This is a genomic window from Lysobacterales bacterium, from assembly GCA_019634735.1.
Taxonomy (GTDB): Bacteria; Pseudomonadota; Gammaproteobacteria; order Xanthomonadales; family UBA2363; genus Pseudofulvimonas.
Genome location: JAHCAT010000009.1, coordinates 137,851 through 164,635 on the forward strand (window position 1 = coordinate 137,851; position 26,785 = coordinate 164,635).

The 26,785-nt window shown below is 70.0% G+C and carries 29 protein-coding genes and 1 riboswitch; of the genes, 19 read left to right on the forward strand and 10 right to left on the reverse strand.

Features of this window, described 5'->3' with window-relative positions; all coding sequences use genetic code 11:
* Positions 1-2 precede the first annotated feature (2 nt).
* Positions 3-1,058: a nucleotidyltransferase domain-containing protein gene (locus KF823_10085; GenBank protein ID MBX3726256.1), complete on the reverse strand. Its 1,056-nt coding sequence runs from the start codon at positions 1,056-1,058 to the stop codon at positions 3-5.
* Positions 1,059-1,199: 141 nt separating this feature from the next.
* Between KF823_10085 and KF823_10090 the strand changes: the two genes are divergently transcribed.
* Genes KF823_10090 through KF823_10100 form a run of 3 tightly spaced genes read left to right on the forward strand, consistent with a single transcriptional unit; the run spans position 1,200 to position 3,387 of the window.
* Positions 1,200-1,826 (forward strand): CDP-alcohol phosphatidyltransferase family protein, encoded by a 627-nt coding sequence (locus tag KF823_10090; protein MBX3726257.1) that lies wholly within the window; start codon positions 1,200-1,202, stop codon positions 1,824-1,826.
* On the forward strand, positions 1,823-2,419 hold the full coding sequence (locus KF823_10095; protein ID MBX3726258.1) for a 1-acyl-sn-glycerol-3-phosphate acyltransferase: 597 nt from the start codon (positions 1,823-1,825) through the stop codon (positions 2,417-2,419). Before KF823_10090 ends, KF823_10095 begins: the two co-directional genes overlap by 4 nt.
* Positions 2,416-3,387: a phosphatidate cytidylyltransferase gene (locus KF823_10100; protein ID MBX3726259.1), complete on the forward strand. Its 972-nt coding sequence runs from the start codon at positions 2,416-2,418 to the stop codon at positions 3,385-3,387. The genes KF823_10095 and KF823_10100 overlap by 4 nt, the downstream gene beginning before the upstream one ends.
* Here KF823_10100 and KF823_10105 read toward each other — a convergent pair.
* Both KF823_10105 and KF823_10110 read right to left on the reverse strand, forming a co-directional pair.
* Entirely contained in the window at positions 3,380-4,558 is a 1,179-nt protein-coding gene (locus KF823_10105; protein MBX3726260.1) for a hypothetical protein, read from the reverse strand. The genes KF823_10100 and KF823_10105 overlap by 8 nt on opposite strands.
* Before the next feature lie 50 nt (positions 4,559-4,608).
* On the reverse strand, positions 4,609-5,937 hold the full coding sequence (locus KF823_10110) for a PD40 domain-containing protein (protein ID MBX3726261.1): 1,329 nt from the start codon (positions 5,935-5,937) through the stop codon (positions 4,609-4,611).
* Positions 5,938-6,437: 500 nt separating this feature from the next.
* Positions 6,438-6,524: riboswitch (S-adenosyl-L-homocysteine riboswitch) on the forward strand.
* 59 nt (positions 6,525-6,583) lie between these two features.
* On the opposite strand from KF823_10110, the gene ahcY reads away from it, so the two are divergent.
* A complete protein-coding gene (gene ahcY / locus KF823_10115; protein ID MBX3726262.1) occupies positions 6,584-8,011 on the forward strand; it encodes an adenosylhomocysteinase in 1,428 nt (475 codons plus the stop codon).
* Between the two features lie 195 nt (positions 8,012-8,206).
* Here the strand turns inward: ahcY and KF823_10120 are convergent, their stop codons facing one another.
* Positions 8,207-10,039 (reverse strand): monovalent cation:proton antiporter-2 (CPA2) family protein, encoded by a 1,833-nt coding sequence (locus KF823_10120; protein ID MBX3726263.1) that lies wholly within the window; start codon positions 10,037-10,039, stop codon positions 8,207-8,209.
* A gap of 162 nt (positions 10,040-10,201) precedes the next feature.
* Here KF823_10120 and metF point away from each other — a divergent pair, with 162 nt between their 5' ends.
* From metF to KF823_10165, 9 genes are all read left to right on the forward strand, one after another.
* Positions 10,202-11,023, forward strand: a complete 822-nt coding sequence (gene metF / locus KF823_10125) for a methylenetetrahydrofolate reductase [NAD(P)H] (GenBank protein ID MBX3726264.1) — start codon at positions 10,202-10,204, stop codon at positions 11,021-11,023.
* Between the two features lie 416 nt (positions 11,024-11,439).
* The gene (locus KF823_10130) at positions 11,440-11,856 is read left to right on the forward strand and encodes a hypothetical protein (protein ID MBX3726265.1); all 417 of its coding nucleotides are present in this window, start codon (positions 11,440-11,442) and stop codon (positions 11,854-11,856) included.
* A 49-nt stretch (positions 11,857-11,905) separates the two neighbouring features.
* The gene (locus KF823_10135) at positions 11,906-12,067 is read left to right on the forward strand and encodes an entericidin A/B family lipoprotein (protein ID MBX3726266.1); all 162 of its coding nucleotides are present in this window, start codon (positions 11,906-11,908) and stop codon (positions 12,065-12,067) included.
* A gap of 12 nt (positions 12,068-12,079) precedes the next feature.
* Positions 12,080-12,280 carry a hypothetical protein gene (locus KF823_10140; GenBank protein ID MBX3726267.1) on the forward strand — a complete coding sequence of 67 codons (201 nt, stop codon included), beginning with the start codon at positions 12,080-12,082 and terminating at the stop codon, positions 12,278-12,280.
* Positions 12,281-12,340: 60 nt separating this feature from the next.
* Entirely contained in the window at positions 12,341-12,616 is a 276-nt protein-coding gene (locus KF823_10145; protein ID MBX3726268.1) for a DUF883 family protein, read from the forward strand.
* Positions 12,617-12,619: 3 nt separating this feature from the next.
* A complete protein-coding gene (locus KF823_10150; protein ID MBX3726269.1) occupies positions 12,620-13,030 on the forward strand; it encodes a hypothetical protein in 411 nt (136 codons plus the stop codon).
* Entirely contained in the window at positions 13,027-13,356 is a 330-nt protein-coding gene (locus KF823_10155; protein MBX3726270.1) for a hypothetical protein, read from the forward strand. Before KF823_10150 ends, KF823_10155 begins: the two co-directional genes overlap by 4 nt.
* Positions 13,346-14,608, forward strand: a complete 1,263-nt coding sequence (locus KF823_10160) for an AI-2E family transporter (protein MBX3726271.1) — start codon at positions 13,346-13,348, stop codon at positions 14,606-14,608. The genes KF823_10155 and KF823_10160 overlap by 11 nt, the downstream gene beginning before the upstream one ends.
* A gap of 92 nt (positions 14,609-14,700) precedes the next feature.
* Entirely contained in the window at positions 14,701-15,621 is a 921-nt protein-coding gene (locus KF823_10165; GenBank protein ID MBX3726272.1) for a branched-chain amino acid transaminase, read from the forward strand.
* Between the two features lie 66 nt (positions 15,622-15,687).
* On the opposite strand, the gene KF823_10170 is transcribed toward KF823_10165, so the two are convergent.
* The 6 genes from KF823_10170 to KF823_10195 all read right to left on the reverse strand — a co-directional run bounded on the left by KF823_10170 (position 15,688) and on the right by KF823_10195 (position 21,221).
* A complete protein-coding gene (locus KF823_10170; protein MBX3726273.1) occupies positions 15,688-17,001 on the reverse strand; it encodes a HAMP domain-containing histidine kinase in 1,314 nt (437 codons plus the stop codon).
* Entirely contained in the window at positions 16,955-17,641 is a 687-nt protein-coding gene (locus KF823_10175; protein MBX3726274.1) for a response regulator transcription factor, read from the reverse strand. Before KF823_10175 ends, KF823_10170 begins: the two co-directional genes overlap by 47 nt.
* Before the next feature lie 371 nt (positions 17,642-18,012).
* Positions 18,013-18,927 (reverse strand): 30S ribosomal protein S6--L-glutamate ligase, encoded by a 915-nt coding sequence (gene rimK / locus KF823_10180; GenBank protein MBX3726275.1) that lies wholly within the window; start codon positions 18,925-18,927, stop codon positions 18,013-18,015.
* Complete coding sequence (locus KF823_10185) at positions 18,924-19,361, reverse strand: RimK/LysX family protein (protein ID MBX3726276.1); 438 nt, start codon at positions 19,359-19,361, stop codon at positions 18,924-18,926. The genes rimK and KF823_10185 overlap by 4 nt, the downstream gene beginning before the upstream one ends.
* Before the next feature lie 279 nt (positions 19,362-19,640).
* On the reverse strand, positions 19,641-20,549 hold the full coding sequence (locus tag KF823_10190; protein MBX3726277.1) for a LysR family transcriptional regulator: 909 nt from the start codon (positions 20,547-20,549) through the stop codon (positions 19,641-19,643).
* A 66-nt stretch (positions 20,550-20,615) separates the two neighbouring features.
* On the reverse strand, positions 20,616-21,221 hold the full coding sequence (locus KF823_10195; GenBank protein MBX3726278.1) for a hypothetical protein: 606 nt from the start codon (positions 21,219-21,221) through the stop codon (positions 20,616-20,618).
* A 232-nt stretch (positions 21,222-21,453) separates the two neighbouring features.
* Here KF823_10195 and KF823_10200 point away from each other — a divergent pair, with 232 nt between their 5' ends.
* The 6 genes from KF823_10200 (at position 21,454) to KF823_10225 (ending at position 26,773) form a co-directional block, all read left to right on the forward strand.
* Positions 21,454-22,365 carry a LysR family transcriptional regulator gene (locus KF823_10200; GenBank protein ID MBX3726279.1) on the forward strand — a complete coding sequence of 304 codons (912 nt, stop codon included), beginning with the start codon at positions 21,454-21,456 and terminating at the stop codon, positions 22,363-22,365.
* A gap of 531 nt (positions 22,366-22,896) precedes the next feature.
* The gene (locus KF823_10205; protein ID MBX3726280.1) at positions 22,897-23,658 is read left to right on the forward strand and encodes an ATP-binding protein; all 762 of its coding nucleotides are present in this window, start codon (positions 22,897-22,899) and stop codon (positions 23,656-23,658) included.
* Between the two features lie 118 nt (positions 23,659-23,776).
* Positions 23,777-23,995, forward strand: a complete 219-nt coding sequence (locus tag KF823_10210) for an AlpA family transcriptional regulator (GenBank protein ID MBX3726281.1) — start codon at positions 23,777-23,779, stop codon at positions 23,993-23,995.
* Between the two features lie 40 nt (positions 23,996-24,035).
* On the forward strand, positions 24,036-24,902 hold the full coding sequence (locus KF823_10215; GenBank protein MBX3726282.1) for a ParA family protein: 867 nt from the start codon (positions 24,036-24,038) through the stop codon (positions 24,900-24,902).
* Positions 24,886-25,122, forward strand: a complete 237-nt coding sequence (locus KF823_10220; GenBank protein MBX3726283.1) for a type II toxin-antitoxin system HicA family toxin — start codon at positions 24,886-24,888, stop codon at positions 25,120-25,122. Before KF823_10215 ends, KF823_10220 begins: the two co-directional genes overlap by 17 nt.
* Positions 25,115-26,773, forward strand: coding sequence for a ParB family protein (locus KF823_10225; protein MBX3726284.1), 1,659 nt, complete (start codon positions 25,115-25,117; stop codon positions 26,771-26,773). Before KF823_10220 ends, KF823_10225 begins: the two co-directional genes overlap by 8 nt.
* Positions 26,774-26,785: the final 12 nt, after the last annotated feature.

Consider the following 26,785-nt stretch of genomic DNA (forward strand, 5'->3'; position numbering starts at 1 on the left):
CGTTACCGCAGCCCCGCCAGTCGCCGGAACCGGTCGACCACCTCCTTGAGCGAAGCCGGCGCCGCGGCCAGCGAGGCCAGCGCCCGCTTGCGCCAGCCGGCGCCGCGGTCGGCCAGGTCGGCCCAGGCCTCGCCGAGCAGGTCCGGGGCGCGGTCCAGGTGCCAGTGGATCAGCGCCAGGGCCTGGGCGATGTCCTTGCCGTGCTTGGGGTGCCGCGGGCCGCGTTCGTGGGCGACGATCAGTTTGTGCAGGCCATAGCGGGCGGGATCGGGCAGGTTGACCAGGCAGGCGTCGGCGCGGTCGATCAGCACCGCCTGGCCTGGCCGGTCGATGAGGTAATCGAGGAACTTCAACGGGCTGAGCGCGACCCCCAGGTCGGGTGCGTGGACTTCGTTGCACCCGGCACGGCGCGCCACCGTGAGGAAATCGACGCGGAGGTCGGGGTCGCGCTGGTTCACGTACAGACTGGCGATACCCTTGCTGCCGCCCAGTGCGGGCAGGAAGCCGAGTTCCAGCGAGGTCAGCGCATCGTGGGCATTGGCGCGCAGATCGGCGGGCAGGGCCACAGAAACGTTGCCGCCGGGGCCGGCATGTGCGAAGTCCGGGTCCAGGGTCCGGGTTGCGGCATCCCAGGCCACGCCCAGCTGATTGCCCAGGGCGACGAAGGCGTGGATGCCGACCAGCAGGCCGCCGGCACGGAAGAACTGGTATTCCGACAGCCGCTTGACGATCCGGAAGTGCCTGGGCGGCGTCGCCGTGCAGCCGTGTGCGATCGCCGCCGCGGCCTGTCGTGCCACGCTGTCCAGCACCGGCGCGCCGGCGTGGCGGGCGTGTTCGATCGCGTCGATCGTGGGGCCGGCGGGACCCAGGTAGTACTCGCGCTTGCGGCCGTCCACCTCCTTGAACGCCCAGTAGGCGTAGCGGGCGCCCTTGATGGTCTTGTAGGCCACCGTGCCGGTGACCGCAGCCGGCGAGCGCAGCGTTTCGGCGACCTGCACGCGCTCGTGCAGTTCCGCATAGGCGGTCTGTGCGGAAGCGGGCAGTTCGCGGAAGAGCATGTTGGCGACTCGCGGCGGAGGACGCCCCGGTTATACCACCGAAAACCGTCCAGTGGTATAACTGCCGGCGCCTGTGAGTCCGGTTGGCCGGTGCTATAAACACCCACCGCAAGGCAGCAGCCTGGAGCGAGGGGAGAAACGATGGCAGACCGACGACCGTTGAAGTCGCGCGGCACCGGCTGGGCGCGGGCGCTGGCCTCGGCGCTGGCGCGCTCGCCGGTGACGCCGGACCAGATCTCGGCGGCCAGCGTGCTGTTCGCGGCGGCCGGCGCGGCCCTGCTGCTGTGCTGGCCGACCCCGGCCGGCCTGGTGCTGGTCGCCGTGTGCGTGCAGTTGCGCCTGCTGTGCAACCTGCTGGACGGCATGGTGGCGGTCGAGGGCGGCAAGGGCTCCGCCACCGGCGCGCTCTGGAACGAGCTGCCGGATCGCGCCGCCGATTCCTTGTTCCTGGTGCCGCTCGGCTACGCGGCCGGCCTGCCCTGGCTGGGCTGGCTGGCGGCTCTGCTGGCGATGGCCACCGCCTATGTCCGGGTCACCGGCGGCGCGCTCGGGCTGGCCCAGGACTTCCGCGGCCCGCAGGCCAAGCCGCACCGGATGGCGGTGATGACCCTGGGTTGCCTGGCGGCCGCCGCCGAGCTGGCCCTGGCCGGCAGCCACCATGCCCTGCTCGCGGCGCTGGCGATCATCGCCGCCGGCAGCGCCCTGACCTGCCTGGCACGCACCGCCGCCATTGCCCGGCAACTGCGCGCCGGCACGGTGCCGCGGTGATCGCGCGGGTACTGGTCGGCCTGGTCCGACTGCTGTTCGGCGCCTATCCGCGTTGGCAGGGCAGCGCGCCTTCGCCGGTGCAGCGCATCTACTTCGCCAACCACGGCAGCCACCTGGACACCCTCACCCTGTGGGCGGCGTTGCCGCCGACGCTGCGCCGGCGGACCCGGCCGGTGGCGGCGCGCGACTATTGGGGCGGTGGCGGCCTCAAGGGCCTGATCGCCCGCCAGGGCCTGAACGTGGTGCTGATCGACCGGCAGCGCAGCGACGCCGAGGCCGATCCGCTGGCGCCACTGCAGGCCGCGCTGGCGGCCGGCGACAGCCTGATCCTGTTCCCCGAGGGCACCCGCCGCGATGAGACCCTGCCCGGGCCGTTCAAGGCCGGGCTCTACCACCTGGCGCAGCGCCATCCGCAGGTCGAACTGGTGCCGGTATTCCTGGACAACGCCCGCCGCAGCCTGCCCAAGGGCAGCCTGCTGCCGGTGCCCTTCATCTGCACGGCGCGCTTCGGCGCCGCCATCGCCCCGGCGCCCGGCGAGGACAAGGACGCCTTCCTGGAACGCGCCCGAGCGGCGGTGGTGGCCCTGGCATGATCGATTCCCTGGTTTCCTTCGCGACCGGCCTGGTCGAGGGCGCGCCGCCCCAGTTCTGGTGGCTGCTCGGTGGTCTGTTCGGCCTGCTCACGCTGGCCAGCGCGATCGGCGCCTTCCTGGGCCGCGGCGGCCGCGGCGGCGCCGTGGTCGCCAACCTCAACGCCCGGATCCGCGCCTGGTGGTGGATGGTGGTGGTGCTGTGCGCCTGCTTCCTGGTCGGGCCGCTCGCCACCATCGTGGTGTTCGCCCTGACCTCGTTCCTGGCGCTGCGCGAATTCGTCACCCTGACGCCGACCCGGCGCGGCGACCATGCCGTGCTGCTGCTGTGCTTCTGGGTGGCGATCCCGCTGCAGTACTGGCTGGTGCACGACGGCTGGTACGGGCTGTTCGCGATCGCCATCCCCGTCTACGGCTTCCTGCTGCTGCCGGCGGTGTCGGCGCTGTCCGGCGACACCGAGCAGTTCCTGGAGCGCAACACCAAGATCCAGTGGGGCCTGATGCTGACCGTCTACTGCATCAGCCACGCCCCGGCCCTGCTGATGCTGGAGATCCCGGGCTTCGAGGGCCGCGGCCTGCTGCTGCTGCTGTTCCTGCTGATCGTCGTGCAGCTGAGCGATGTCCTGCAGTACGTGTTCGGCAAGCTGTTCGGCCGGCACCTGCTGGCGCCCAAGGTGAGCCCTTCGAAGACGGTCGAGGGCCTGGTCGGCGGCGGCCTGGCCGCCACCGGCGTCGGCGCCGCGCTGTGGTGGATCACGCCGTTCACGCCGCTGCAGGCCGGCGCGCTCGCGGCGCTGATCGTGCTGTGCGGCTTCCTCGGCGGCCTGGCGCTGTCGGCGGTCAAGCGCAGCCTCGGCGCCAAGGACTGGGGCGTGATGATCGAGGGCCACGGCGGCATGCTCGACCGCATGGACTCGGTCTGCTTCGCGGCACCGGTGTTCTTCCACATCGTGCGCTACTTCTTCACCTGACTGCGCTGTCGAACCTGGTCCAGGCGCTGTCGCCCTCCGGCAGCGGCTGGAATCCGTCTGCGAAAACGAAATCCCAGGTCTGGTTCTCGTAGGCGCCAGGGTCGAGGCCCCCGAAGCGCACCCGAAGGTTGCCGGCCAGGTCGTAGCCCCGGTAGCCGTAGATCGGCACCGCGCCCAGTCCCCGGTTGATGAACGGCGAGTCGTCACGCAGGCGGAAGTCGCGGCCGGAGGCGTCCGCGAAGCGGGGCTCGCCGCTCAGCGCGGCGAGGACGCCCGGCGTCAGGGTGCCGGTGCTGGCCTGGATGCGGCTGTGGCTGTAATGGACGTTGCCGTTGCCGAAGCCGACGCTAGACAGGCCCTCGCTGGTGACATCGGACACGGCGTTGTCCACGAACAGGCTGTTTACGATGTCCATGCGCACGCCGCCGCCCAGGCCGGCGCCCATGCCGCAGCCGCGTTGTCCGCCGGTATTGCCCTGGCAGGCGCCGTTCACGAACGTGCTGTTGGCGACGATCACCGCATTGGCTGCGACCGACTCCACGACTGTGATCGACAGATGGCCATAGGCGCTGGTCGGCGCGTCGTTGTCGGCGAACAGGCTGTTGGCGACCCGGATCAGGCCATTGCGCACCGACAGGTTGGCGCCGCCACCGAAGTAGCCGCTGTTGTCGGCGACGATCACGTTGTCCACCCACAGTTCGGTGTGATGGGTGGCACTCGACGTCATGCTCAGGCCTCCGCCGCGCACGAATCCCGCGCCGACGCCGTTGCGGATGCTGAGATTCGCCACCGAAAAGCGCGGAATGATCACCGGTACCGTCGCCGAGCCGTACTGGATGGTCAGCACCTGGCGCTGGCCGGCCCCGTCGAGCACGGTGTTCGACGCCGACTGGCCGCGCTGTGCGCAGGGGTTGGCGCCTTCCGGGCGCCAGCCGCCTTCGATGAACAGCCAGCCGGCGGTGCTGGCGTTGTAGACCAGCGTTTGCTGCGGCGTGTAGATGCCCTCGCGCAGACGGATCTCGTCATCGCCGTGGGATGCGGCAGCCTGGTTCAGGGCCGCCTGCAGTTCGGCGGCGTTGGTGACGCAGTGCACCGCAGCGCCGGCGGTCTTCGGCAGCAGGGGAGTGGCAAGGAGCAGGGCGGTGAGGAACAGGTGCGGGACAGGACGCATGGGATCGCTCGGTCGGGTGTGCGGTGCGGAAAGCGAGGGCGGGCGGAACGCTACTCGAAGCCGTCCGCGAACAGGGTGTCGTCCCACAGCGGGTTGTCGGCGTGGAAGACGTCCCAGGTGCCGTTCGTGTCCCCGGGCACCAGCAGGGCGGAGTTCGAGAACCAGACGATGCCGCGGCCGTCGGCACTGATCCGCGGATGGAAGTGGTTGCCGGCGCCGGCCGGCTGGCCGCCGGGTTGTCGGCTGACCAGGGCGATGGTCTCCTCCAGCAGATCGACGACGTAGATGGCGGCGACGGTGACCCCCGGGACCAGCTGATCGTCGGCCCAGAACACCAGCCAGCGGCCGGTGGCCGAGAAATCGGGATGTTCGGCGGAGCCTTCGTGGGCGCCGGCGGCGGGAATCGACACCGGCACGGTGAGGTCGGCGCCGGGTACGCGCAGGTAGAGAACCGATTCGACATTGGCGTTCCAGCCGGGCAGGGCGGAAGCATTGGCGGAAAAGGCGACCAGGCTGGCATCGGCGTTCAGCGCCGCCTCGGGGACGACCACGCCGTTGGCCTGGGTGCCGCCACTGCCGACGCTGACCCGCCGGGTCTGCCCGGCCAGGTCGGAGACGAAGATGTCGCGGCTGCCGTTGCTGTCGCCCGGGACCAGGTTGCTGGCGGCGCTGGCGTAGATCACGTGGCTGCCGAACGCGCTGATGCGCAGGTTCTCGGCCGGTGCGTTGGCCTCGATGCCGCCCGGTCCGCGGTTGATGCGCACCGTCGAGGCGGTCGACACGGTCCGCACGAACACGTCGAGCACGCCGTTGTTGTCGCTGTCGCCGGGTACCAGGAACGGGTTGGGCGAGGCGAAGGCGATGCGGTCGCCATCGACGCTGATGCCGGGCGACTGGCAGCCCTGGCCGGACGGCGCGCCGGTGTCGCTGCGGCGGTCGAGCAGCACGATGGCGGGTGCGGCGCGATCGACCAGGTAGCAGTTGTGGAAGCCCGAATCCGGGATCAGGGCACCGAAGGAATCGAACACGACGCGCTGGCCGTTGCCGGAAATCGCCGGTCGCCGGCTTGGGCCGTTGACCTGGGCGCCTGCCGCCGTGACGCTGATCCGCACCGTGGTGCCGGCCAGCCGGTCGCGGACGAAGACGTCGGTGGCGTCGTTGCTGTCGCCGGGCACCAGGTTGGTGGCGTCGCTCTCGAAGGCCACGTAGCGGCCGTCGGCCGAGATTGTCGGATAGCGGCTCTGGAAATTGCCCTGGCTGCCGTTGCTGGCGACGCTGATGCGTTCGACTGCCGCGGCGCCGAGGCCCGGTGCGGCGGCCAGTACGGACGACGCCAAGGCAAGCAGGGTAGGCCGACGGGTCGGCGACGGACTGGACATGGGCGGCTCCTTCCGGGACTGGATGTCCCGCTACCTCGACCAACGCGGGCAGCGGTCCGGAACTATCAGGGCCGGGCATGTCCCTGGCCGGGGGCGGGTTTCCACCAGGGGTTGTGATTCCAACTCATGGTCGGGCGGAGGGCAGGGCCTGCCAGGAGAGTCCGCGGGTCTGGGCGCTGGCGGCAGTGCCGGGGCAGCCCTCTCCCCCGCCCCTCCCCCGCAGGCGGGGGAGGGGAGAAGTGGGGTGCTGCGTTCCAAACGGGACTCGGGACTCGGGATCCGGGATCCGGGGCGGGGCGGGGCGGGGCGGGGCGGGGCGGGGCGGGGCGCGGGGCCGGGACAGGTGGCTCGGGGGTGGGGCGGGGCGTGCTCGGATCGGTCCGTTCCAGGCTGCGGGAGGCCAGTACTCGGTCTGCTCGCCGCTCGCGCGGCGCGGGGGAGCGGCCCGGGACCGGCCATTCATCCTTCCATCGCGAGCAAGCGATATACTCCGCGTCCGCCCTGCCGAGGGGCGCTGCAGGCCTGGGTGGATTCGCCCCGGGGCTCAGGCTCGGCAGGCGCACCGGTTCCAACGGCGCCCGGCCATCCGGCCGATCCGTCCCCCCGCTAAGGAGGGGCTTGCGGCCACCGCATCCGGAGCACACTCATGAACGCTGTCCTCAAGACCCCCGGCGCGCAGGACTACAAGGTCCGCGACATCGCCCTGGCCGACCTCGGCCGCCGCCGTATCCGCATGGCCGAGGAGGAGATGCCCGGCCTGATGCAGATCCGCGCCAAGTACGCGCCCCTGCAACCGCTCAAGGGCGTGCGCCTGTCCGGCTCGCTGCACATGACCAAGGAGACCGCGGTCCTGATCGAGACCCTGGCCGCGCTGGGCGCCTCGGTCCGCTGGGCCTCCTGCAACATCTTCTCGACCCAGGACGACGCCGCCGCGGCGATCGCCGCCGCCGGCATCCCGGTGTTCGCCTGGAAGGGCGAGACCCTCGAGGAATACTGGGACTGCACCCTGGACATGCTCACCCACCCGGGCATGAAGGGTCCCGAGCTGATCGTCGACGACGGCGGCGACGCCACCTTGCTGATCCACAAGGGCGTCGACATGGAGAACGGCGACGACTGGGTCGACCAGCCCGGCGCCAACCACGAGGAGCAGGTGATCAAGGACCTGCTCAAGCGCACCCGCAGCGAGCGTCCCGGCTTCTGGAAGACCGTCGCCGCCGACTGGAAGGGCGTCTCCGAGGAGACCACCACCGGCGTGCACCGCCTGTACCAGATGATGGAGGCCGGCAAGCTGCTGGTGCCGGCGATCAACGTCAACGACTCGGTGACCAAGAGCAAGTTCGACAACCTGTACGGTTGCCGCGAGTCGCTGGCCGACGCCATCAAGCGCGCCACCGACCTGATGATCGCCGGCAAGGTCGCCGTGGTCTGCGGCTACGGCGACGTCGGCAAGGGCTCGGCGCACTCGCTGCGCGGCCTGGGCGCGCGCGTCATCGTCACCGAGATCGACCCGATCAACGCCCTGCAGGCGGCCATGGAGGGCTTCGAGGTGAAGACCGTCGAGGACGTCCTGCACGAGGCCGACATCTTCGTCACCACCACCGGCAACAAGGACATCATCACCCTGGAGCACATGCAGGGGATGAAGAACAACGCCCTGGTCTGCAACATCGGCCACTTCGACAACGAGATCCAGGTCGACCGCCTGAACGCCAGCGGCGCGACCCGCGAGACCATCAAGCCGCAGGTCGACCGCTACACCTTCGGCGAGGGCCGCAGCATCTACCTGCTCGCCGAAGGGCGCCTGGTGAACCTGGGCTGCGCGCATGGCCACCCGGCCTTCGTGATGTCCAACTCGTTCTCGAACCAGACCCTGGCGCAGATCGACCTGTGGCAGAACAAGGACAGCTACGAGAAGACCGTGTACCGCCTGTCCAAGAAGCTGGACGAGGAAGTCGCCCGGCTGCACCTGGAGCAGATCGGCGTGAAGCTGACCCGCCTCACCGACGACCAGGCCGCCTACCTCGGCGTGCCCGTCGACGGGCCGTACAAGCCCGAGCACTACCGCTACTGAGTAAATCCCGGCCGGGCCGCGCCCCGGCCGGACCCTTCGCGCGCCGGGCCCTCGTGCCCGGCGTTGCTTTGATTGCCGTGCAATTGCGGGACAGCGACCTTGGCACCCGCGGGGCCGCACACCTTCCAGGCCGACGTGCCCGACGCCCGATCGCGCGCGGCGTCCTGCGTCGGCGGCAATCGACCCGGCCGGCGCTCAGCCCGTAGTCGCGGCTTCGCTTCCGCTCTCGGGGTCGATGTCGAGCCGGCGCCCTTCCGTGCGCGGCTCGACCAGCGGCGCCTGGCGCATCCGCTGCGGCTGGTTGGTGTAGAGCAGGTCGGTGCTGGGCTTGAAGGCGCCGCTGGCGATCTCGAGCTGGAAGCGCTCGGCGTCGCGCTGCCGGATCAGGGCGCGCACCCGCGCCGCCTCGGCGGCGTCGACGCCGAGCAGACGCAGCGCGTCCTCGCCGAACTGCAGGGCGGATTCGAAGGTTTCCCGGACCAGGCCATCGACACCGGCGGCGAGCAGGTGCAGGGCGTGTTCGCGGTCCCAGGCACGGACCAGCAGGCGCGCCTGGGGGAACGCGGCGCGCGCCAGGGTGGCGATGCGCAGGGCGGCCTCCCGGTCGTCCACGCAGACCAGGATCACCCGCGCGCTGGCGGCGCCCGAGGCGTGCAGGACGTCGAGCCGGGTCCCGTCGCCGTAGTAGACCTTGAAGCCGAAGCGCTCGGCGTCGCGGATCATCTCGATGTCGGTGTCGATCAGCGAGACATCGACGCCGCGCGCCAGCAGCGACTGGCTGACGACCTGCCCGAAGCGGCCGAAGCCGACCAGCAGAACGCTGCCGGTCAGGCCGTCCGCGGCATCGACGCCGGCCATGGAGGGCGGTGCCCTGCGCAGCAGCGGCCTGAGGGCCAGCACCACCAGGGGCGTCAATGCCATCGAAAGCACCACGATCGCGGTGAGCTGGGCGTTGGCGACGCCGTCGATCAGGCCGCCCGCGGCAGCCGCGGCGTAGAGCACGAAGGCGAACTCGCCGCCCTGGGCCATCACCACGGCGCGGTCCAGTGCCTCGCCGTGCCGGCTCCGGAACAAACGCGCCACCGCATAGATGCATGCCGCCTTGACCAGCATCATCGCCGGCACCGCGGTCAGGATCAGCAACCAGTTGGCGGCGACCACCGTCAGGTCGAGGGCCATGCCCACAGCCAGGAAGAACAGCCCCAGAAGCAGGCCGCGGAACGGCTCTATGTCCGCCTCGAGCTGGTGCCGGAAGGTCGACTCCGAGAGCAGCACGCCGGCCAGAAAGGCGCCCATCGCCATCGACAGGCCGCCCAGTTCCATGAGCAGCGCCGAGCCCAGCACCACGAGCAGCGCGGCGGCGGTCATCACCTCGCGCGCCTTGGCGGCGGCCAGCAGCCGGAACAGGGGGTTGAGCAGCCACAGGCCGGCGGCCACCAGGGCGGCCACCGCCGCCACGCCGAGCCCGATGTCCAGCCAGCGGCTGCCCGGCGCCTCCGCGGCGCCGGGCGCCATGAACGCGACCAGCGCCAGCAGCGGCACGATCAGCAGGTCCTCGAACAGCAGCACGGACACCATCTTCTGGCCGGGCGGCAGGGCGATGTCGCCGCGTTCGACCAGCAACTGCACGACGATCGCCGTCGACGTCAGCACGAAGCCGGCGGCGCCGATGAAGGCGGTGACTGGCGTGAAGCCCAGCAGCAACCCGACGCCGGTCAGTGCGGCCAGTGCCAGGCTGATCTGTGCGGTGCCCAGGCCGAAGATCTGGCCGCGCAGGTGCCACAGGTGCGATGGGCGCATCTCCAGGCCGATCACGAAAAGGAACATCACCACGCCCAGCTCGGCGACGTGCAGGATCGCCATCGGGTCGGTGAACAGCGCCAGTCCGAAGGGACCGATCGCCAGGCCAGCGGCCAGATAGCCGAGCACCGAGCCCAGGCCCAGTCGCCGGAACAGGGGAACCGCAACCACCGCCGCGCCCAGAAGGGCGACCGCCTTGACCAGTTCGATGCCGCCTTCGGCTGCCATGCACCCTCCGTCGTTGCTCCACCGCGCGCCCGTGCCCAGACGGCCCCCAGCGCCTTATACCGCACGCCACAGACGGCGAGGCTACGGGCAGCCCGGGAGTAACGTTTCCTTTCATCGCGATGAAGCGATAGACTGCCGGCCAGCCCCCGCGCAGGAGTCGCCATGGCCGCCATAAGCCTCGAGTTCTTCCCCCCCAAGACCGACGAGCAGCGCACCCAGCTCGCCAAGGCGGTGCCGAAGCTGCGTGTCCTGAGGCCGGAGTACGCCAGCGTCACCTTCGGTGCCGGCGGCTCGACACTGAGCTATACCCCGGAGACCGTGCGCGGGCTGCGCGAGGAGCATGGGCTCGATGCCGCGCCGCACCTGTCCTGCGTCGGCGGAACCCGGGCCGAGATCGGCGCCCTGCTCGACCAGTACCGGGCAATGGGCTGCACCCGCATCGTCGCCCTGCGCGGCGACCTGCCGTCGGGCATGGCCGCCTACGGTGACTTCCGCTACGCCAACGAACTGGTCGCCTTCATTCGCGAGCACAGCGGCGGGCACTTCCACATCGAGGTCGGCTGCTACCCGGAGGTCCACCCGCAGGCGGACAGCGCGACCAGCGACCTCGATGCCCTGCGGCGCAAGGTCGAAGCCGGCGCCGATGGCGCCATCACCCAGTACTTCTACAACCCGGACGCCTATTTCCGCTTCGTAGAGGAGGCGCGCAGGCTGGGACTGGAGTTGCCGATCGTTCCGGGCATCATGCCGATCGCCAACTTCAGCCAGTTGCAGCGCTTCTCGGCCCTGTGCGGCGCGGAGATCCCGCGCTGGCTGGGCAAGCGCATGCAGGCCCTGGGCGACGACACCGGGGCGATCCGCGAGCTGGCCGCCGACGTGGTCGCCAGTCTGTGCCGGCGACTGCTGGAGGGCGGCGCGCCCGGGCTGCACTTCTACACGCTCAACCTGGCCCGGCCCACCCTGGCGGTGGTTGAGCGCCTATAACCTCCGGAGACCCCGAGGCCGCTGGAGGGCCCTGGTCTAGACAAGCCTGGCAGGCCGGCACCCCCGACCCGTCCTTCGCCTCGTGCGATGGTGGCCGGAGCGGGGGAGCCGATCGTCCCGTCCCCGTTCGCGGGCCATGCCGTGGCGACACCCTCCATTCCGCGGGCGTCCTGCCGCTCGGGTATCCCGCCGGTCTGTTCCGCACCAGCGTCGCCAGCCTGGCCGGTAGTCGCGAACTGCATTCCGTCGCCCCGGGGGCCGTGCAGACTGCAAGGGGCGGCCGAGGGGCACCCCGGTCGCGCCAGGGCAACCGCTTGATCCAGAAGGTGCCGTTGGTTTGGCACGGGGTGTGCGTATCGATCTCCAGCGGCCGAACGCCGCCAGATACGCCCGAGCACACCACAAGGAGATCGACGATGAAGCGTTTGCCCGTAATTGCCCTGGTCGCCGCCGTCAGCCTGGGACTGGCCGCCTGCCAGAAGGATCCGGAGCGGCATGCCCGCGACGTCGAACAGGCCCGTCAGGACGCCGCGGCCGACATCCGCGACGCCCGCGAGGATGCCGCCGAGCGCATCGCCGACGCGCAGGCCGAGCGTATGAACGCCCAGGCCGAGGCGCTGCGCGAGACCGCCAAGGCGCAGTACGACCTGGCGATCACCCGCGCGGAAGCCGAGTACGACGTCGCCGACAAGCGTTGCGAGGCGCTGGACGGCGAGACCCGCGATGCCTGCCAGGCCCAGGCCCGGGCCGAGCGGGATGCCGCGCGCAGCGCCGCCGAGTCCAACCGTGCCGCAGCGCTCCAGGAAGCCGAGCGGATGGAGCGGGCGAGCTGACCGTTCGCGACCGCATTTCACGTAGACATCTACGCAAGGAGCAGCCGACATGACCCGCAACGACTCCCTGGGCATCAAATTCCTGCTCGCCGCGACCGCAGCCCTGCTGGTCCTGCCGCAGCTTTCCGGCTGCAACACCATGCACGGCGCCGGCAAGGACATCGAACGCGCCGGCGAGAAGATCCAGGACGCCGCCGAGCGCAACGACTGAGGACGCCCCGCCATGAAACACACTCCCGACTGTGCCTGGCAGCAGCTTCGCTGCGAACTCAACCACTGGCGCCGGGCGACGCCCGATGGGCTGGACTGGCTGGAAGAGGTCCACGACTGCGGCCAGACCCGGGCGCCGATCCGCGCCCAGCGCGGCCGTCGTCCGCCCGAGCGGCCGGCAATGGCCGGTCACGGCGCGCGCGCCGGGCGCTGATCCGATTGCAGCGATGGCCTCGCGCCATCGCGCCCCATCCCACCACCCAGGAGCTAGACCATGAACACCACTCCCCTGCGCAGCGGCACCGAAGGCACCGAGCACCTCAAGCAGGCCGCCCACGCGGCGGCCGACGGCTTCCGGAAGGCCGCGGAATCGCTCAAGGAGGCGACCAGCCACGCCACCGAAGAACTGACCGAGGCCGGTGCGGCCGCCGCCCGCGGCGCCCAGGACCTCTGGGACCAGGCCGGCCAGGCGATCCGCAAGCACCCCATGGCGGCAGCCGGAATCGCCTTCGCGGCGGGTCTGGTGCTGTCCCGCCTGATCCGGCGCTGAGCCATGGTCGCCGCCGAGGTGACGCAAGCGCCGTCGGCGGCACCTGCTGCCGCGGCGCCGGGCACGCTGGATGCGGCCGGCGAAGTCGCCGGCCGCCTGCGCGAGCTCGCCCCCGCATGGCTGGAGCTGTTCCGGGCCGAGGCCGCGCTGGCGAAGGCCAGCGCACAGCGCCTGGTGATCGGTACGGTCCTGGCCGTGCCCTTGCTGGTCATGGTCTGGCTGTTCGGTTGCCTTGCCCTGGGCTACTGGCTGTCCGGACTGCTGGCGCGCACCGACCTGGCGATGGCCCTGGTCGCGGGATTCAACGCCCTGCTGGTCCTGGGCCTGGCCCTGGCGATCCGGCGCTGGGCGCGGGACACCCGGATGACCGGCAGCCGGGCCGCGCTCGGCGAGCTGGCCAAGGCGCTGTCATGAGTCTGCGTGCGCTTCGACGGCGGGTCGCCGCCGACCGGCTGCTGGTCGCCAGGCAGGTCGACCGCACCCGGGCCGCGGTCGTCGGGTTGCGACTTGCCGTCCGCCGCGTGCCACCGCTCGCCTGGGTCGGTGGCGGCTTGCTGGCCGGCCTGCTGGCGGCGCGCCTGCCGCTGCGCGCCCTGGCCGCGATGGCCGCCACCACCACCGCCTGGGGCATTCGCCTGGCCAGCACGCCCTGGGGCGCGGTCATGCTCACCCGGGCACGGGCGGCGCGCAATGCCGACAAGGCGGTACCGCCAGCGAGCGGGCCCGTCCATGGTCATTGATCCCGAACCGGCGCCCCCGCCGCAGCCGACGACACCCTCCAGGCTGACCCAGCGCCGTCGCCGCGATCTGTCCGGCGCGCGCTGGCGCAACCGGCTGCTCGCGGCGATGCTGGCACTGCTCACCCTGTACGCCTTCGCGCTGGCCAAGGCGGTGGTGGTGCCGGTCCTGCTGGCCGGGCTGCTCTCGCTGCTGCTGGCGCCCGCGGTGCGTCGTCTCTGCCGTTGGTACGTACCCAGGCCCGTGGCGGCGTTCGTGGTGCTGGGCGCGGTGCTGGGGCTTGCCGCGACCGGCCTTTCGATGCTCACCACCCCGGCGCACAGCTTCCTTGCGACGCTTCCGGAGGGCGTCGAGCGCATCGAACGGGCAGTGAAGGAGCTGCGACGCCCGATCGAGGACGTCTCGCGCAGCGCCAGCCAGAGCATCGATCGGCTTGCCGAACTCGCCATCGATGCCGGCCAGGAACGGCCCCGCACCGAGCCCGAGGTCGCGCCGCCGCCACGCCTTGCCGGTCAACTCACCGCCGCGGTTCCCGTGCTGCTGGCCAGTCTCGTCGTGGTCGTGTTCCTGACCTTCCTGCTGCTGCTCTACGGCGACGCGATCCTGCGCAAGGCGGCGGCCATGACGCCGCGCTTCGCCGGGCGACGCCGCCTGGTGCAGACCACCCGCTACACCCAGCACCAGCTTTCAACCTACGTACTCACCATCACCGCCATCAACGCCGTGCTCGGACTGGTCGTCGCCGGCGCGCTGCACCTGCTGGGCGTCGCCAATCCCATGCTCTGGGGGGCGCTGGCGGCCCTGCTCAATTTCGCACCCTACGTCGGGCCGATGATCGGTCTGTTCCTGTTGACGCTGGCCGGTTTCGCGCAGTTCGACGAGCCCGCCCAGGCCTTGCTGGTGCCCGCGACCTTCCTGGTCATCCAGACCCTTGAGGGCCAGTTGTTCACGCCCCTCGTGCTCGGCCGGAGCATGTCCCTGGACCCGGTGATGGTGTTCGTCGCCCTGCTCCTGCTGGGCTGGCTGTGGGGCGTGGTCGGGCTGCTGATGGCGGTCCCCCTGCTGACCTGCCTGCGCATCTGCGCCGAGCAGGTGCCTGGCTGGGCGCCGCTCGCGCGCCTGCTCGGTCCGGCGGTGCCGGTGTCCCCGGAACGGGAGCGCAGTCGGCTGCTGAAGCCGCCGCCACGTCCGCGTCGTCGGCGTGCCGTCGCCAGCGACGTGGTGGTACTGGCGTCACCGCAGCCACCGGGCTGAGTTCGCCGCTGCCGGATAATGGCTGCCGCTGGATGGATGCGGCCGGCGGCGTTTCCCGGCACCATGCCGCTTTCCCCAAAGGCAGGGCGGCCATGGCAGCAGCGAACTACCCCGATTGGATCTGGTTCAACGGCCGCGTGGTGCCCTGGCAGGACGCCAGCCTGCACGTGATGTCGCACGTGGTCCATTACGGGTCGTCGGTGTTCGAGGGCATCCGCAGCTATGCCACGCCCGATGGCGCGCGCGTTTTCCGCCTCACCGAGCACCTGCGGCGGCTGCAAAACTCCGCGCGCATCTACGAGATGGTCCTGCCGTTCGACCAGGCCGCGTTGCGCGCCGCCTGCTTCGAGGTGCTGGCGGCCAACGGCCTCGACGCGGCCTACCTGCGACCGGTGGTCTGGCGCGGCCTGGGCGGTTTCGGTTTGAGCGCGGACACGCCGATCGAGGTTGCCGTGGCGGCCTGGCGGATGGGCCCCTACCTGGGCCCCGACGTGCTCGAGCGCGGCATCGATGCCTGCGTGTCGAGCTGGCAGCGGATGGCCCCCAACACCATCCCCACCGGCGCCAAGGCGGGCGGCAACTACCTGTCCGGACAGCTGATCGCCCGCGAAGCGCGCAGGCTGGGTTTCGGCGAGGGCATCGCCCTGGCCGCCAACGGCCTGTTGTCGGAAGGCGCGGGCGAGAACCTGTTCCTGGTCTTCGACGGTGTCCTGCACACGCCGCCGGTGTCGGCGGCGATCCTCGATGGCATCACCCGCGACAGCATCATCCAGCTCGCCCGCGCCGAGGGCATGACCGTGGTCGAGCGCGACCTGCCGCGCGAGTACCTCTACCTGGCCGACGAGATCTTCATGTGCGGCACCGCCGCCGAGGTCACGCCGATCCGCAGCGTCGACGGCCGACCGGTCGGCGCCGGCAAGCCCGGTGCGCTGACGCGGCGCATGCAGCAGCTGTTCTTCGGCCTGTTCGACGGCAGCACGCCGGATCGCCACGGCTGGCTGGAACAGGCCTGAACCCGGTCCGGGCGCGGCCGCGAACCGTACCCCGGCAGTTCGCCGCCTGGCCCGCCCGCGCCGGCCTCAACGCCCGAACACCAGGGTCGCGGTGGCGCCATGCGGCCGCCGGGGCACCAGGCTGACCCGCCAGCCGTAGAGCTGGCTGAGGCGGCCCACGATCGCCAGGCCGATGCCGCCGCCGGTACCGGTGGCGGCCGTGCCCCGGTAGCCGCGATCGAAGGCGTGGGCGGCATCCTCCTCGCTCAGGCCAGGGCCGGTGTCGACCACCTCAACCCGGTCGTCGAGGACGCGGACCACGATCTCGCCTTCGCGGGTGTACTTGCAGGCGTTGCTGACCAGGTTGCCCAGCGCCACCGCGAACACCGATTCCGGCGCCAGCACCCGGGGCTCGGCCAACGCCTCCAGGCGGATGTCGATCGGCTTGCCGGCCAGCGTGTGCCGGTTGTCCTGGATGAGCTGCGCGCACAGGCGGGCGATGTCGGTACGCTCGCCGGCGCCGACGTTGCGCTCGTTCCGCGACAGCATCAGCAGGGCGCTGATCAGGTCCGTGCACTGGCGGGCGGCACGCTCGATCCGCTGCACCCGCTCGCGCAGCTTGGGCTGCAGCTCGCCGGCCAGGATCAGTTCGGCGGCGCCCTTGATCACCGCCAGGGGCGTGCGCAGCTCGTGGCTGACGTCGGCGTTGAACTCGCGGTCGCGGCGGACCAGCTCGGTCAGGCGGCCGGCATAGCCGTCCAGCGCGGCGGCGAGCTGGCCGACCTCGTCGTCGGCGAAGTGCGGGGCCAGGGGCTGCGGATCGCTGCGGCCGACGAAGTCCTCGACGCGCTGCGCCAGGTCGGTGACCGGCTTCATCACCCGACGCGACGACCACAGGCCGACCAGCAGGGCGACCGCCGTGAAGCCGGCCAGCGCCAGGCCGAGGGCGCCGATCATCTGGCGCTTGCCCAGCTCCTCCTGGGTGACGTCGTAGCGCAGGAAGGCCCGCATGTCGGCATCGGCGCGCACCGCCAGCTTGTAGTGGCGGGTGGTGCCGTCGACCGTGCGCTCGGTCAGGTCGTGAACGCCGGTGTCGAGTTCCTGCCACTCCAGCGGGATGTTGGCGAAGCGGTGCGCGCCGTAGATCGCCGCGCTGAAGCGCTCGAACATGAACTGGGCATCGGGCTCGGGATTCTGCCGCTTGAAGGCGACGAAGCTGTCGACCTCGGCCTGCAGGTTCTCGATGATCAGCTCGTTTTCCAGGCGGTCGCGCAGGTACAGCGTGGCCAGCGCGAACGCCGTCGTCAGCAGGGTGCCGAAGACGACAAAGGCGATGACGATGCGGCTGCGAAGCCTATGCCGAAACCGCGTCCGGGTCCGCGATCCGGTATCCGATGCCATGGCGGGTATGGATGAGGGGCTTGTCGAAGGGCTTGTCGATCGCCTGGCGCAGGCTGTGGATGTGCACCCGCAGGGAGTCGCTGTCGGGCAGTTCCTCGCCCCAGACGCGGGTCTCGATCTCGCTGCGGGTGACCACCGCGGGGGAGGACTCCATCAGCGTCTGCAGGATGCGCAGGGCGGTCGGGTTGACGGTCAGGGTGCGACCGTCGCGCCGGACGGTGAGGGTATCGAGGTCGTATTCCAGGTCGGCGACGGTGAGCACGCGGGTTTCCGGCTTGCGCTGCCGTCGACCCAGGGCGGCGAGCCGCGCGCCCAGTTCCTGCAGGGCGAACGGCTTGACCAGGTAGTCGTCGGCACCGGACTCGAAGCCGGCCAGCTTCTGGTCCAGGGCGTCGCGCGCGGTCAGCATGAGCACCGGCGTGCTCTTCTGGGCCTCCTCGCGCAGCCTGCGGCAGACCTCCAGGCCGTCCATGCCGGGCAGGTTGAGGTCGAGGATGATGATGTCGAAATCCTGGCTCACCGCCAGGTGCAGACCGGTGACGCCGTCGGCGGCGAAATCGACCTCGTGGCCCTGGTCCTCCAGGAAATCGCCGATGTTGGCGGCGATGTCGCGATGATCTTCGATGACGAGGATGCGCATGCCCGAACGCTAGCCCTTGCCCGGTTGCCGCGCAAGGACGCCCCGCGGGCGGTCGCCGGCGCCGGGACCTGAAAGAAGAAACCCGGGGCGGCCCGTGGCCACCCCGGGTGCAATAGGAACTGCCCCGATTACCGTAACCTGCCCCCCGTCCCTGAGGGTGGAGTGTCTGCAGGACCTACGATGGACGCAGTCTACGCGCCCGGCACTTAAGCCCCTGTTAAATCCGGGGAAAAATTGCGTTAAGGATGCCCCCTGCCGGCAGTCCGCCGTTCGCCGCGACCCGTCCGCAGGGCGCCTGGACTGCCGCGGCCCGGATCCCCACGGACCCGGTCGCCCGCGGGCGCCGCCAGCGGTCCGGCACCGCCAGCCGCTCAGGACGGGTTGCGCTTGCCGGCCGGCGGCTGGGTCCTGCGCCGCAGCCTTTGCTCGATGTAGGCGATGATCGCGCCGGCCACGTCGACCCCGGTCGCCGCCTCGATGCCCTCCAGGCCGGGCGTGGAGTTCACCTCCAGCACCAGCGGACCGCGCCGGGAACGCAGCAGGTCGACGCCGCCGATGTTGAGGCCGACCGCGCGGCAGGCACGGATCGCCAGGTCGATCTCGTCGGCGGAAAGCTCCACGGCCTGCGCCTTGCCGCCGCGGTGCAGGTTGGCCCGGAACTCGCCGACCGCCGCACGGCGCTCCATCGCAGCCACCACCCGGCCGCCGACCACGAAGCAGCGCAGGTCGCTGCCCTGCGCTTCCTCGATGAACTCCTGGACCAGGAAATTCGCGTACAGGCCGCGGAATGCCTCGATCACGCTGCGCGCCGCCGAGGGCTTCTCGGCCAGGATCACGCCGCTGCCCTGGGTGCCCTCGACCAGCTTCACGATGCACGGCGGCGGCCCCAGCATGGCCAGCAGATCGCCGGTGTCGTCCGGGTTGTCGCCATAGACGGTGATCGGCAGGGCGATCCCCTCGCGGGCGAACAGCTGGTGGGCGCGCAGCTTGTCGCGCGAGCGCAGGATCGCGTCGGAGGGGTTGGGCGTGTAGGCGCCCATCATCTCGAACTGGCGCAGCACCGCGGTGCCGTACTTGTTGACCGAGGTGCCGATGCGCGGCAGCACGGCGTCGTAGTCGGCCAGTTCCTTGCCCTTGTAGTGGATCTCGAAGTCGCCCGGGGCGATGCGCATGTAGCAGCGCAGGGGGTCGAGCACGCGGACGCTGTGGCCGCGCGCGCGCGCCGCCTCGACCAGGCGCTGGGTGGAGTACAGCTTGCTGTTGCGCGACAGGATGGCGAGCTTCACGGAACGTCCGGGGTGCCGAGGCAATAGGACCGGGCCGGATCCACCCACAGCCGGCCGGCCATGGCGGTGCGACCCAGCAGCATCGGGAACAGCATATTGGTGCGACTGGTCAGGTTCATTTCAATCGACCAGCGGCGTCCCGCCAGCGCGATGTCGGTGAGGATGAAGGGGCGCACGCTGGTGCGGCCACCGGAATCGGTGACCGGCCGACGATCCAGCACCGGCGCCGCAGCCTCGATGGCGGCGATCGCCGCCGCGGGGCGCAGCGCGAATCGCACCCAGGGTGCACCGCCTTCGCTGAACGTTTCCAGCCGGTCGACGTGCAGCGCGGACGAGCGTGCGCCGGTGTCGATCTTGGCCTTGATGGCGGGCACGCCGAGCCCCGGGAGGCTCAGCCACTCGCGCCAGCCGACCACAACAGGAGCGTCGGCCATGTCGGATCACCGGGGCGGGCAGGAGGCGGTGGAGCGGGTGATGGGAACAGCACCCGGTCGCTAACTCGTTTATTACGAACGTCTTTTCCGATCCAAGCGTCACGGAATGGACTCGATTGTGGACTCAAGTCTTCGGCCTGGTCAACGCAGGCCGTTGTGGGTGATCCAAAGCGAGCCAAGCACATCCACCAACAGCCAGAGCATCGGATTTCATTCCGAAGTCTATCTGTCCACTGGCACATCACGCCACAGGCCGCAACGGACAGGTGAGCTGCGTCCTCAAAGGACTGGCTCATCATCGACCGGCGCGGCCCCGTCTTTCACCCGCTCGATGAACCGCCTCATGGGCTCCGAGGGTTCGCCCCGGCGGCGCAGCAGGTAGGTAGAGAGCATCGGTGGGGTGCCGGCCAGGGGACGAATGGAGATGTCCGGGCGCTGTAGCGTCTGCACCTGCGAGGCGATGGCGAAGCCGATGCCGTAGCCGGCGCCGACCAGGGTCAACATCACGCCGAGGCTGGTCACTTCATCGACCAGCTTGAGCGGCGTGCCTGCGTCCTGCAGCAGCGCTTGAATCTGATGGCGGCAGCCCGATCCCGATTCGGGATGGCACAGAACCAGCGGAAACTTCAAGGCTTCGGGCAGCGGCACCTGCACGTGTGCCAGCAAGGGATGGCGTGCGGGCACGATCACCGACAGCGGGTCGGTCCACACCGGCTCGGCGACGAGGCCATCATGCACCGCGTTTGACAACGCAAAGCCGATGTCCAGCAGATCATCGTGCAGCATCTTGAGCTGCTGCGCGAACGGCAGCTCGAAGACGCGAATCTCCAGCTCGGGCTCCTCCTCACGGCTGCGTGCCAGCAGGGTGGCGATGCGGGGCTGCGCCAGGCTGTCGCAGATGGCGATGCGCAGATGGCCCTGGTAGCCCTGTGCCGCCGCCTTGGCGCTCTTGACTGCCTGCTCCACGGTGGCCATCACGCGCCGGCATTCGCCGAGGAACACCTGGCCGGCCCAGGTCAGCCGCGTCAGGCGTGTGCTGCGGTCGAACAACTGCACGCCAAGCTGGCTTTCCAGGTCGCGCATCGCACGCGACACAGGCGACTGCTCGATGCCCAGACGCTCGGCTGCACGGGCCAGATGCAGTTCTTCCGCAACTGCGACGAAGTAACGCAGCAATCTGAAATCCAAGGCCACCTCCTGTTTGTCTTCTTCTGGTTCGACCTCTCGGGCGCCAGCATCTACATCCGCATCCCGTCAGCACCTCCTTCGATTGCATCGCGTCGAAGCACTCATGCCTGTCGGGAGCCCGTCGCCGACACGCGCGGAGCTGGCCGGCGCACACAGCCGGACACTGAATGCTGATGGCCATGTTTGCTGCTGCCATGCCAGGGCGGGCGGCCAAGCAATATGACGCAGGCGTTCCTGCGAACCAGGGCCGCGAAGACGATGCTGCGTCCGCAAGGCTGGTAAATCAGCCGGTGTGCCGAGCACCGCGCGCAGGCGCTCACGCGTGTCGGAGTTCGCGATCGGTGCAGCCGACGACGACACGCCGGCGTCAGGGCGGGCGTGCCGATGCAGTTTCATGGGGGTGTCTTTCGGCTCACCCCGGTCGTGGCCTGGTCGGTCACGAAGCCCAGCTCCAACACCCCGGACTTCTGCGTAGCCGCCATCCCCTGGGCGACGCGCTCGTAGATCCACCAGGCGGTCGCCGCGGATGAAGTCCTCGGGCTGCGGTTGACGCGGCGCGGAGGCCTGCAGCCGCTGCGCGAGCTGCTCGTCGCCCATGCGTTCGTCGTTCCAGAACACGCTGCCGTGGGTAGTGACGGACAGGTTCGCCACGTCGGGCTTGATCGGCTTCACTCCATTCAGACACAGATGCTAATGAGAATTATTATTGATTGTCCGTGGTTTTGTGTGATATGGCAACACCGATGGAATAACCCGGCCTTGCCTGGACACTCGCCGCCTCGCCGGCGACTGAAGGCCGGATGGCTGCAACTGGAAGGCCTCTGTGACCGGCATCGCCACCGGGAAGCACTCATGCCGTTCCCTACGGCCAGAGGAATGGACTCCACTTTCTGGGGGGAAGTACATGAACTTACGCCATCTTCGCTGTTTCATCGCCGTGGCCGAGGAGTTGCACTTTGGCCGGGCGGCGCGGCGGCTGCATGTGGAGCAGTCGCCCCTGTCGCGCACGATCCGCCAACTGGAGGCGGACCTGGGCGTGACGCTGCTGGAGCGCACGCCGCGCGGGGTGCGCCTGACCCCGGCCGGGCAGGTGTTCCTGGAGGAGGCCCGGCGCGTGCTGCTGACCCTTGAGCAAGCCCAGACCAAGGCGCGGGCGGTGGCGGCGGGACACCGGGGCACCCTGCGCATCGCCTTGGCCGGCGGCATCGGGCGGACCCGGCTGTCGGCGCTTCTCGCGCTGTGCCGGGAGGAGGCGCCGGAAGTGGGCATCCGGCTGTTCGAGGCGCCGCTGTCGCAGGTGGTGGGCGGGCTGGGCAACGACCTGTACGACGCGGCCTTTGCGATGGCCGGCGAGATGGAGGCCGGGGTGGTCGCCAGGCCGGTGTGGCAAGACCCGCTGGTGGTGGCCATACCCGCGCGGCACCCCTTGCTGGCGCACAAGCGGGTACCGCTGAACGAGGTGGTGGGCTACCCGCTGGTGCTGTGTCACCCGCAGGTTTGTCAGGAGTGCAGCCGGCAATGCGAGCGCCTGCTGCGCCTGGTGGAGACACCGCCGGTCGTGGCCGAGTACGTGACGACCCACTCGTTGATGTTGGCCCTGGTGGCGGCCGGCTATGGCGTGGGATTTTCCACCGCGGCGCACGCGGTGGCATGCCGGCAGGCGGACGTGATCGTCCGGCCGCTGGATGAAGACTCGGCGGCGTTGACGACCTACCTGCTACATCCCGAGGGCGCGATGTCGGAGCCGCTGCGCCACTTCATCGACCGTGCGCAGCGTGTCGGCCATATGCCGTTGGATGCGCAACGGCTCGCATGAGGCTGCCTCAGGCAGGTTGGCCGATTCCATTTTGGTCAAAGCGCCAGACCTGTTTTGCCACAGCGGGATTCCATTGCAGCGGTGCACGGGCGCGCTGCACCCAGGCGTTGCTCGCGGTTGCGGTTGGCATCCTGCGATGAAAATCGCATGCCCATCGTGGCGCGTCACAGCGAAGACGCGCGGCGCAACAGTGCTTGCCGTATGCGCATCGGCTCTGGTGTGTTGAGCTGATCGCGCTTTACTGGGCCTTTTTCCCTGCAAAGACTTTGGCCTGGTTATCCGGGTCAAGCATGGTGCTCGCGAATGACGCTGGTGACAGCATGTTTCGCGGTTTGCGAATTGTGAGTGATGGCGCCATGCGCGGCAAGGCGCGCATCTCGCAACGAAACCGGCGGCATCGCCGATGCCACGGTCTTCGCCGCTTCGTCACCTGCTCGTTTCGCCCGGAGATTCCTGGACAGCCACGCACGCCGCCTGTACGGCGGGTGCGCGTACTTGGACTCGGTGCGAAGACGAATGGAGGCGCGCGATATGCCGAAGTCGAGCAGCCTGGCCGATGGCGCCAAGACCTACTACCGCCCGATCGAGGCGGCAATCCGCTGGAGCGGATTGCTGCGCTTCGAGCGGCGCATCCTGGCGGCCTTGGGACAGCGGCCTCTGCCGGAGGCAACGGAGTTTCCGCGCTGGCCGATGCTGCGATTGAACGCCGAAAGAATCTTCGATGCGCTGGCTCACGGCGAGATGCCGTATGGCAAGGAGGGCTTGGTGCGGGACACGCAGGGCCTGGCGATGGACGACCCGTCGCTGACGGTGCGGCACGTCGATCTGAAAGCCTGGATGGCGCACTACTACCCCGGCGAGAAACCGGCGTTTCTGTTCGATGAGATCGAGCGTGCGCTTCACCCAGCGATCAGTCTGGACACAGTGGGCGCATTGCTGGCCGAGCGGGAAGCGATCAAGGCGCGGCTGGCGGAACACCTGGGCGTGCACGAGACGCTGCGCGCCGAGCACGAGGCGCTGCTGAAAACGCACGCCGCCTGCGCGGCCGACGCGGAGCGTGCGAACACGCCGGGGCCGCGCAGCGAATCGACCTACCTGAACATCGTTGGCGGATTACTGACGCTGCTGCTGGGCAAGTCGCCCAGCGGCACGCCGTATTCCAGCTTCCTGACGCAGGAAGCCATCATCAGCGCGATGGTGGCGCACCACGGCAACGCGATGGGCATCACCGAGCGCACCCTGCAGGCCAAGTTCGCACTGGCTCGGCGCAATCTGCAGAGCACAACTTCCTGAGCGATGCCAGACCGTATCTGCGGTCGCGGATACCGCATTTGCGGTGTCTTTCCTCAACGCGGCGTTCTTAATTCGAGTCACGCCAATCAGCGCCACTGAGCGTTAAGGAGTGACCCTCATGTCTTCGCAGACCACCGCCACGGCGGCACCGACCGAGCACCGCATCCTGCGCCGCGCCGAGGTCGAAGCCAAGACCGGCTTCAAGCGCGCGCACATCTACAGCCTGATGAAGGAAGGCAAGTTCCCCAAGGCGCTGCGCCTGGGCGTGCGCGCGGTGGGCTGGGACTCGGTGGAGATCGAACAGTGGATCGCCGATCGCCTCAAAGAACGCGCCTGACGCTTCTTCTCGGTTCATGCCATTCGACGAGGAGAAGCCCATGCAGGTGGTGTCCATCATTTCGACCAAGGGCGGCGTGGGCAAGACCACGACGGCGGCCAACCTGGGCGGCTTCATCGCCGATGCCGGGCTACGCGTGCTGCTGCTGGACCTGGACGTGCAGCCCACGCTGTCGAGCTACTTCACGCTGGACGTGCGCGCGCCCGGCGGCATCTACGAGATGCTGGCCTTCAACGAGCGGCGCATCGAGCAACTGGTGTCGCGCACCGCGATCGCTGGCCTGGACCTGGTGCTCTCCAACGACGACCGCGGCGAACTGAACACGCTGCTGCTGCACGCTCCGGATGGGCGCCTGCGACTGCGCCATCTGCTTCCCGTCTTCCGCACGCACTATGACTTGCTGTTGATCGACACGCAGGGCGCGCGCAGCGTGCTGCTGGAGATGGCGGTGCTGGCGTCCGACCTGGCGCTGTCACCGGTGACGCCGGAGATTCTGGCCGCGCGCGAACTGCGCCGCGGCACACTGCAACTGATCGAGGACATCGCGCCGTATCGCCACCTGGGCATCGAGCCGCCGCCGCTGCGCCTGCTCATCAACCGTGTGCATCCGGTGTCGTCGAACGCGCGGCTGGTCCAGCAGGCGCTGCGACAGGTGTTCCAGGAACAGGCCGGCGTGCAGGTGCTGGACACCGACGTGCCGGCCATCGAAGCCTATCCGCGCGCTGCGACACGAGGATTGCCGGTGCATCGGGTGGAGTACCGGCGGCCGGCTGGGCGCACGGCGCCCGCGGCGCTGGACACCATGCGCACGCTGGCCGGCGAGCTGTTCCCCGCGTGGCGGGAGCGCTTCGCGCTGGTCACCGGCCGGGCCGATGCGGGAGGGGCCAGCCATGGCGAGCGCACATGAACTGGCGCGCGGCCGTGAACGGCTGCGCGCGCTGATCGAGTTCGCGCTGGGCGAAGGCTGGCGCGTGGTGCGCACGTCCGGCGGGCACCTGAAATTCACGAAACCAGGCTGCGCGTCGATCTACACCAGTTCGACTGCGAGCGACCACCGTGCCGACCGCAATGCCCGCGCGCAACTTCGCCGCGCCGACCGGCAGGCGCAGGAGAACGGCCGTGGCTGAGCTGACGCCGCAGGACATGGCTGCCAAGCTGCTGGCCACCGGCTTCGAGCGCAGCGGCCCTTCGGCCGCGACCTTGAGCGACCCCATCGCCGACACGCCGATGGTGGTGACGCTGGACCAGTTGCGGCCCTACGACCACGACCCGCGCGTGACGCGCAACCCGGCCTATGCGGAGATCAAGGCGTCCATCCGCGAACGCGGGCTGGACGCGCCCCCCGCGATCACGCGCAGGCCGGGCGAGGCGCACTACATCATTCGCAACGGCGGCAACACGCGGCTGGCGATCCTGCGCGAGTTGTGGAGCGAGACCAAGGAGGAACGCTTCTTCCGCATTGCGTGCCTGTTCCGCCCGTGGCCGGCGCGCGGCGAAATCGTGGCGCTGACCGGGCATCTGGCCGAGAACGAGCTTCGCGGCGGGCTGACCTTCATCGAGCGGGCCTTGGGCATCGAGAAGGCGCGCGAGTTCTACGAGCAGGAAAGCGGCCAGGCGCTGTCGCAGAGCGAACTCGCGCGGCGGCTGACTGCCGACGGCTATCCGGTGCCGCAGTCACACATCAGCCGCATGAACGATGCGGTGCGCTATCTGCTGCCGGCGATCCCGACGCTGTTGTACGGCGGATTGGGCCGGCATCAGGTGGACCGGCTCGCGGTGCTGCGCAAGGCGTGCGAGCGCACCTGGGAGCGGCGTGCGCTGGGCCGCACCGTGGCCGTGGACTTCGCCACCTTGTTTCAGGACGTACTGACGCAGTTCGACACACAGCCGGACGACTTCTCGCCGCAGCGGGTGCAGGACGAGCTGGTGGGCCAGATGGCCGAGCTGCTGGAAGCGGACTACGACACGCTGGCGCTGGAGATCAACGACAGCGAAAGCCGCCAGCGTGCGCTGACCAGCGAACCGGCGGCACCGACGCCACCGGCAACGCCTGTCGTGCCTGCTGCTCCTCCCCCGCCGGTCTCCGCGCCTCAGCCGCCACCCGCCTCGTCTATGCCGCGCGACGCCACGCCGGTCGCGCCTCCGGCGCCAGCAGCGACACCGCCTGCATCGCCCGACGCGCCGGAGGACCAGCACGGGCAACGCGACGAGCGTCTGCAAGGGCACATCGTGACACCGGCACCGACCACCGAGCGCCTGCTGTCCATCCAACGGATGGTCGCGGACCAGCTCGGCGACAAGCTGCCCGACTTCGAGGCCGATGCGCTGCGTGCGATCCCCGTGCAGGCTGGCGGGCTCTATCCCATCTCGGACGTCTGGTACATCGAGCCGGGGCTGGACGCGCCGGATCGCCTGCGCGTGCACATCGCGCAGTTCGCGCGCGAGATCGCCGGGGACGCGGCGGTGGCCGACCACATCGAGGCCATCGACGGCGGCATCGGCTTCGTCTGCGTGGCACCGGCCGTGGGCCAGGCGAAAGCGCTGCCGGCGTTCGCGCGGGCGGTGCTCACCCTACTGCATGCGCTGAGTGCGGCGCCGCCCGCCGCGAACGGATTGGACCGCGCGCGGCTGGCCGACGAGCTGGCGGCGCTGCTGCATGGCCACGGCGGCTCGGCCACACGCCTGAGCGATGCTGCGCTGGTGAAGCTGTTCCGTCTGCTGCGCCTGGCGCGCCGGCTGCTGGACCTGCAAGCCGGCGAAGCGGGCCAGGAATCCTGAGCGCAGGAGGCT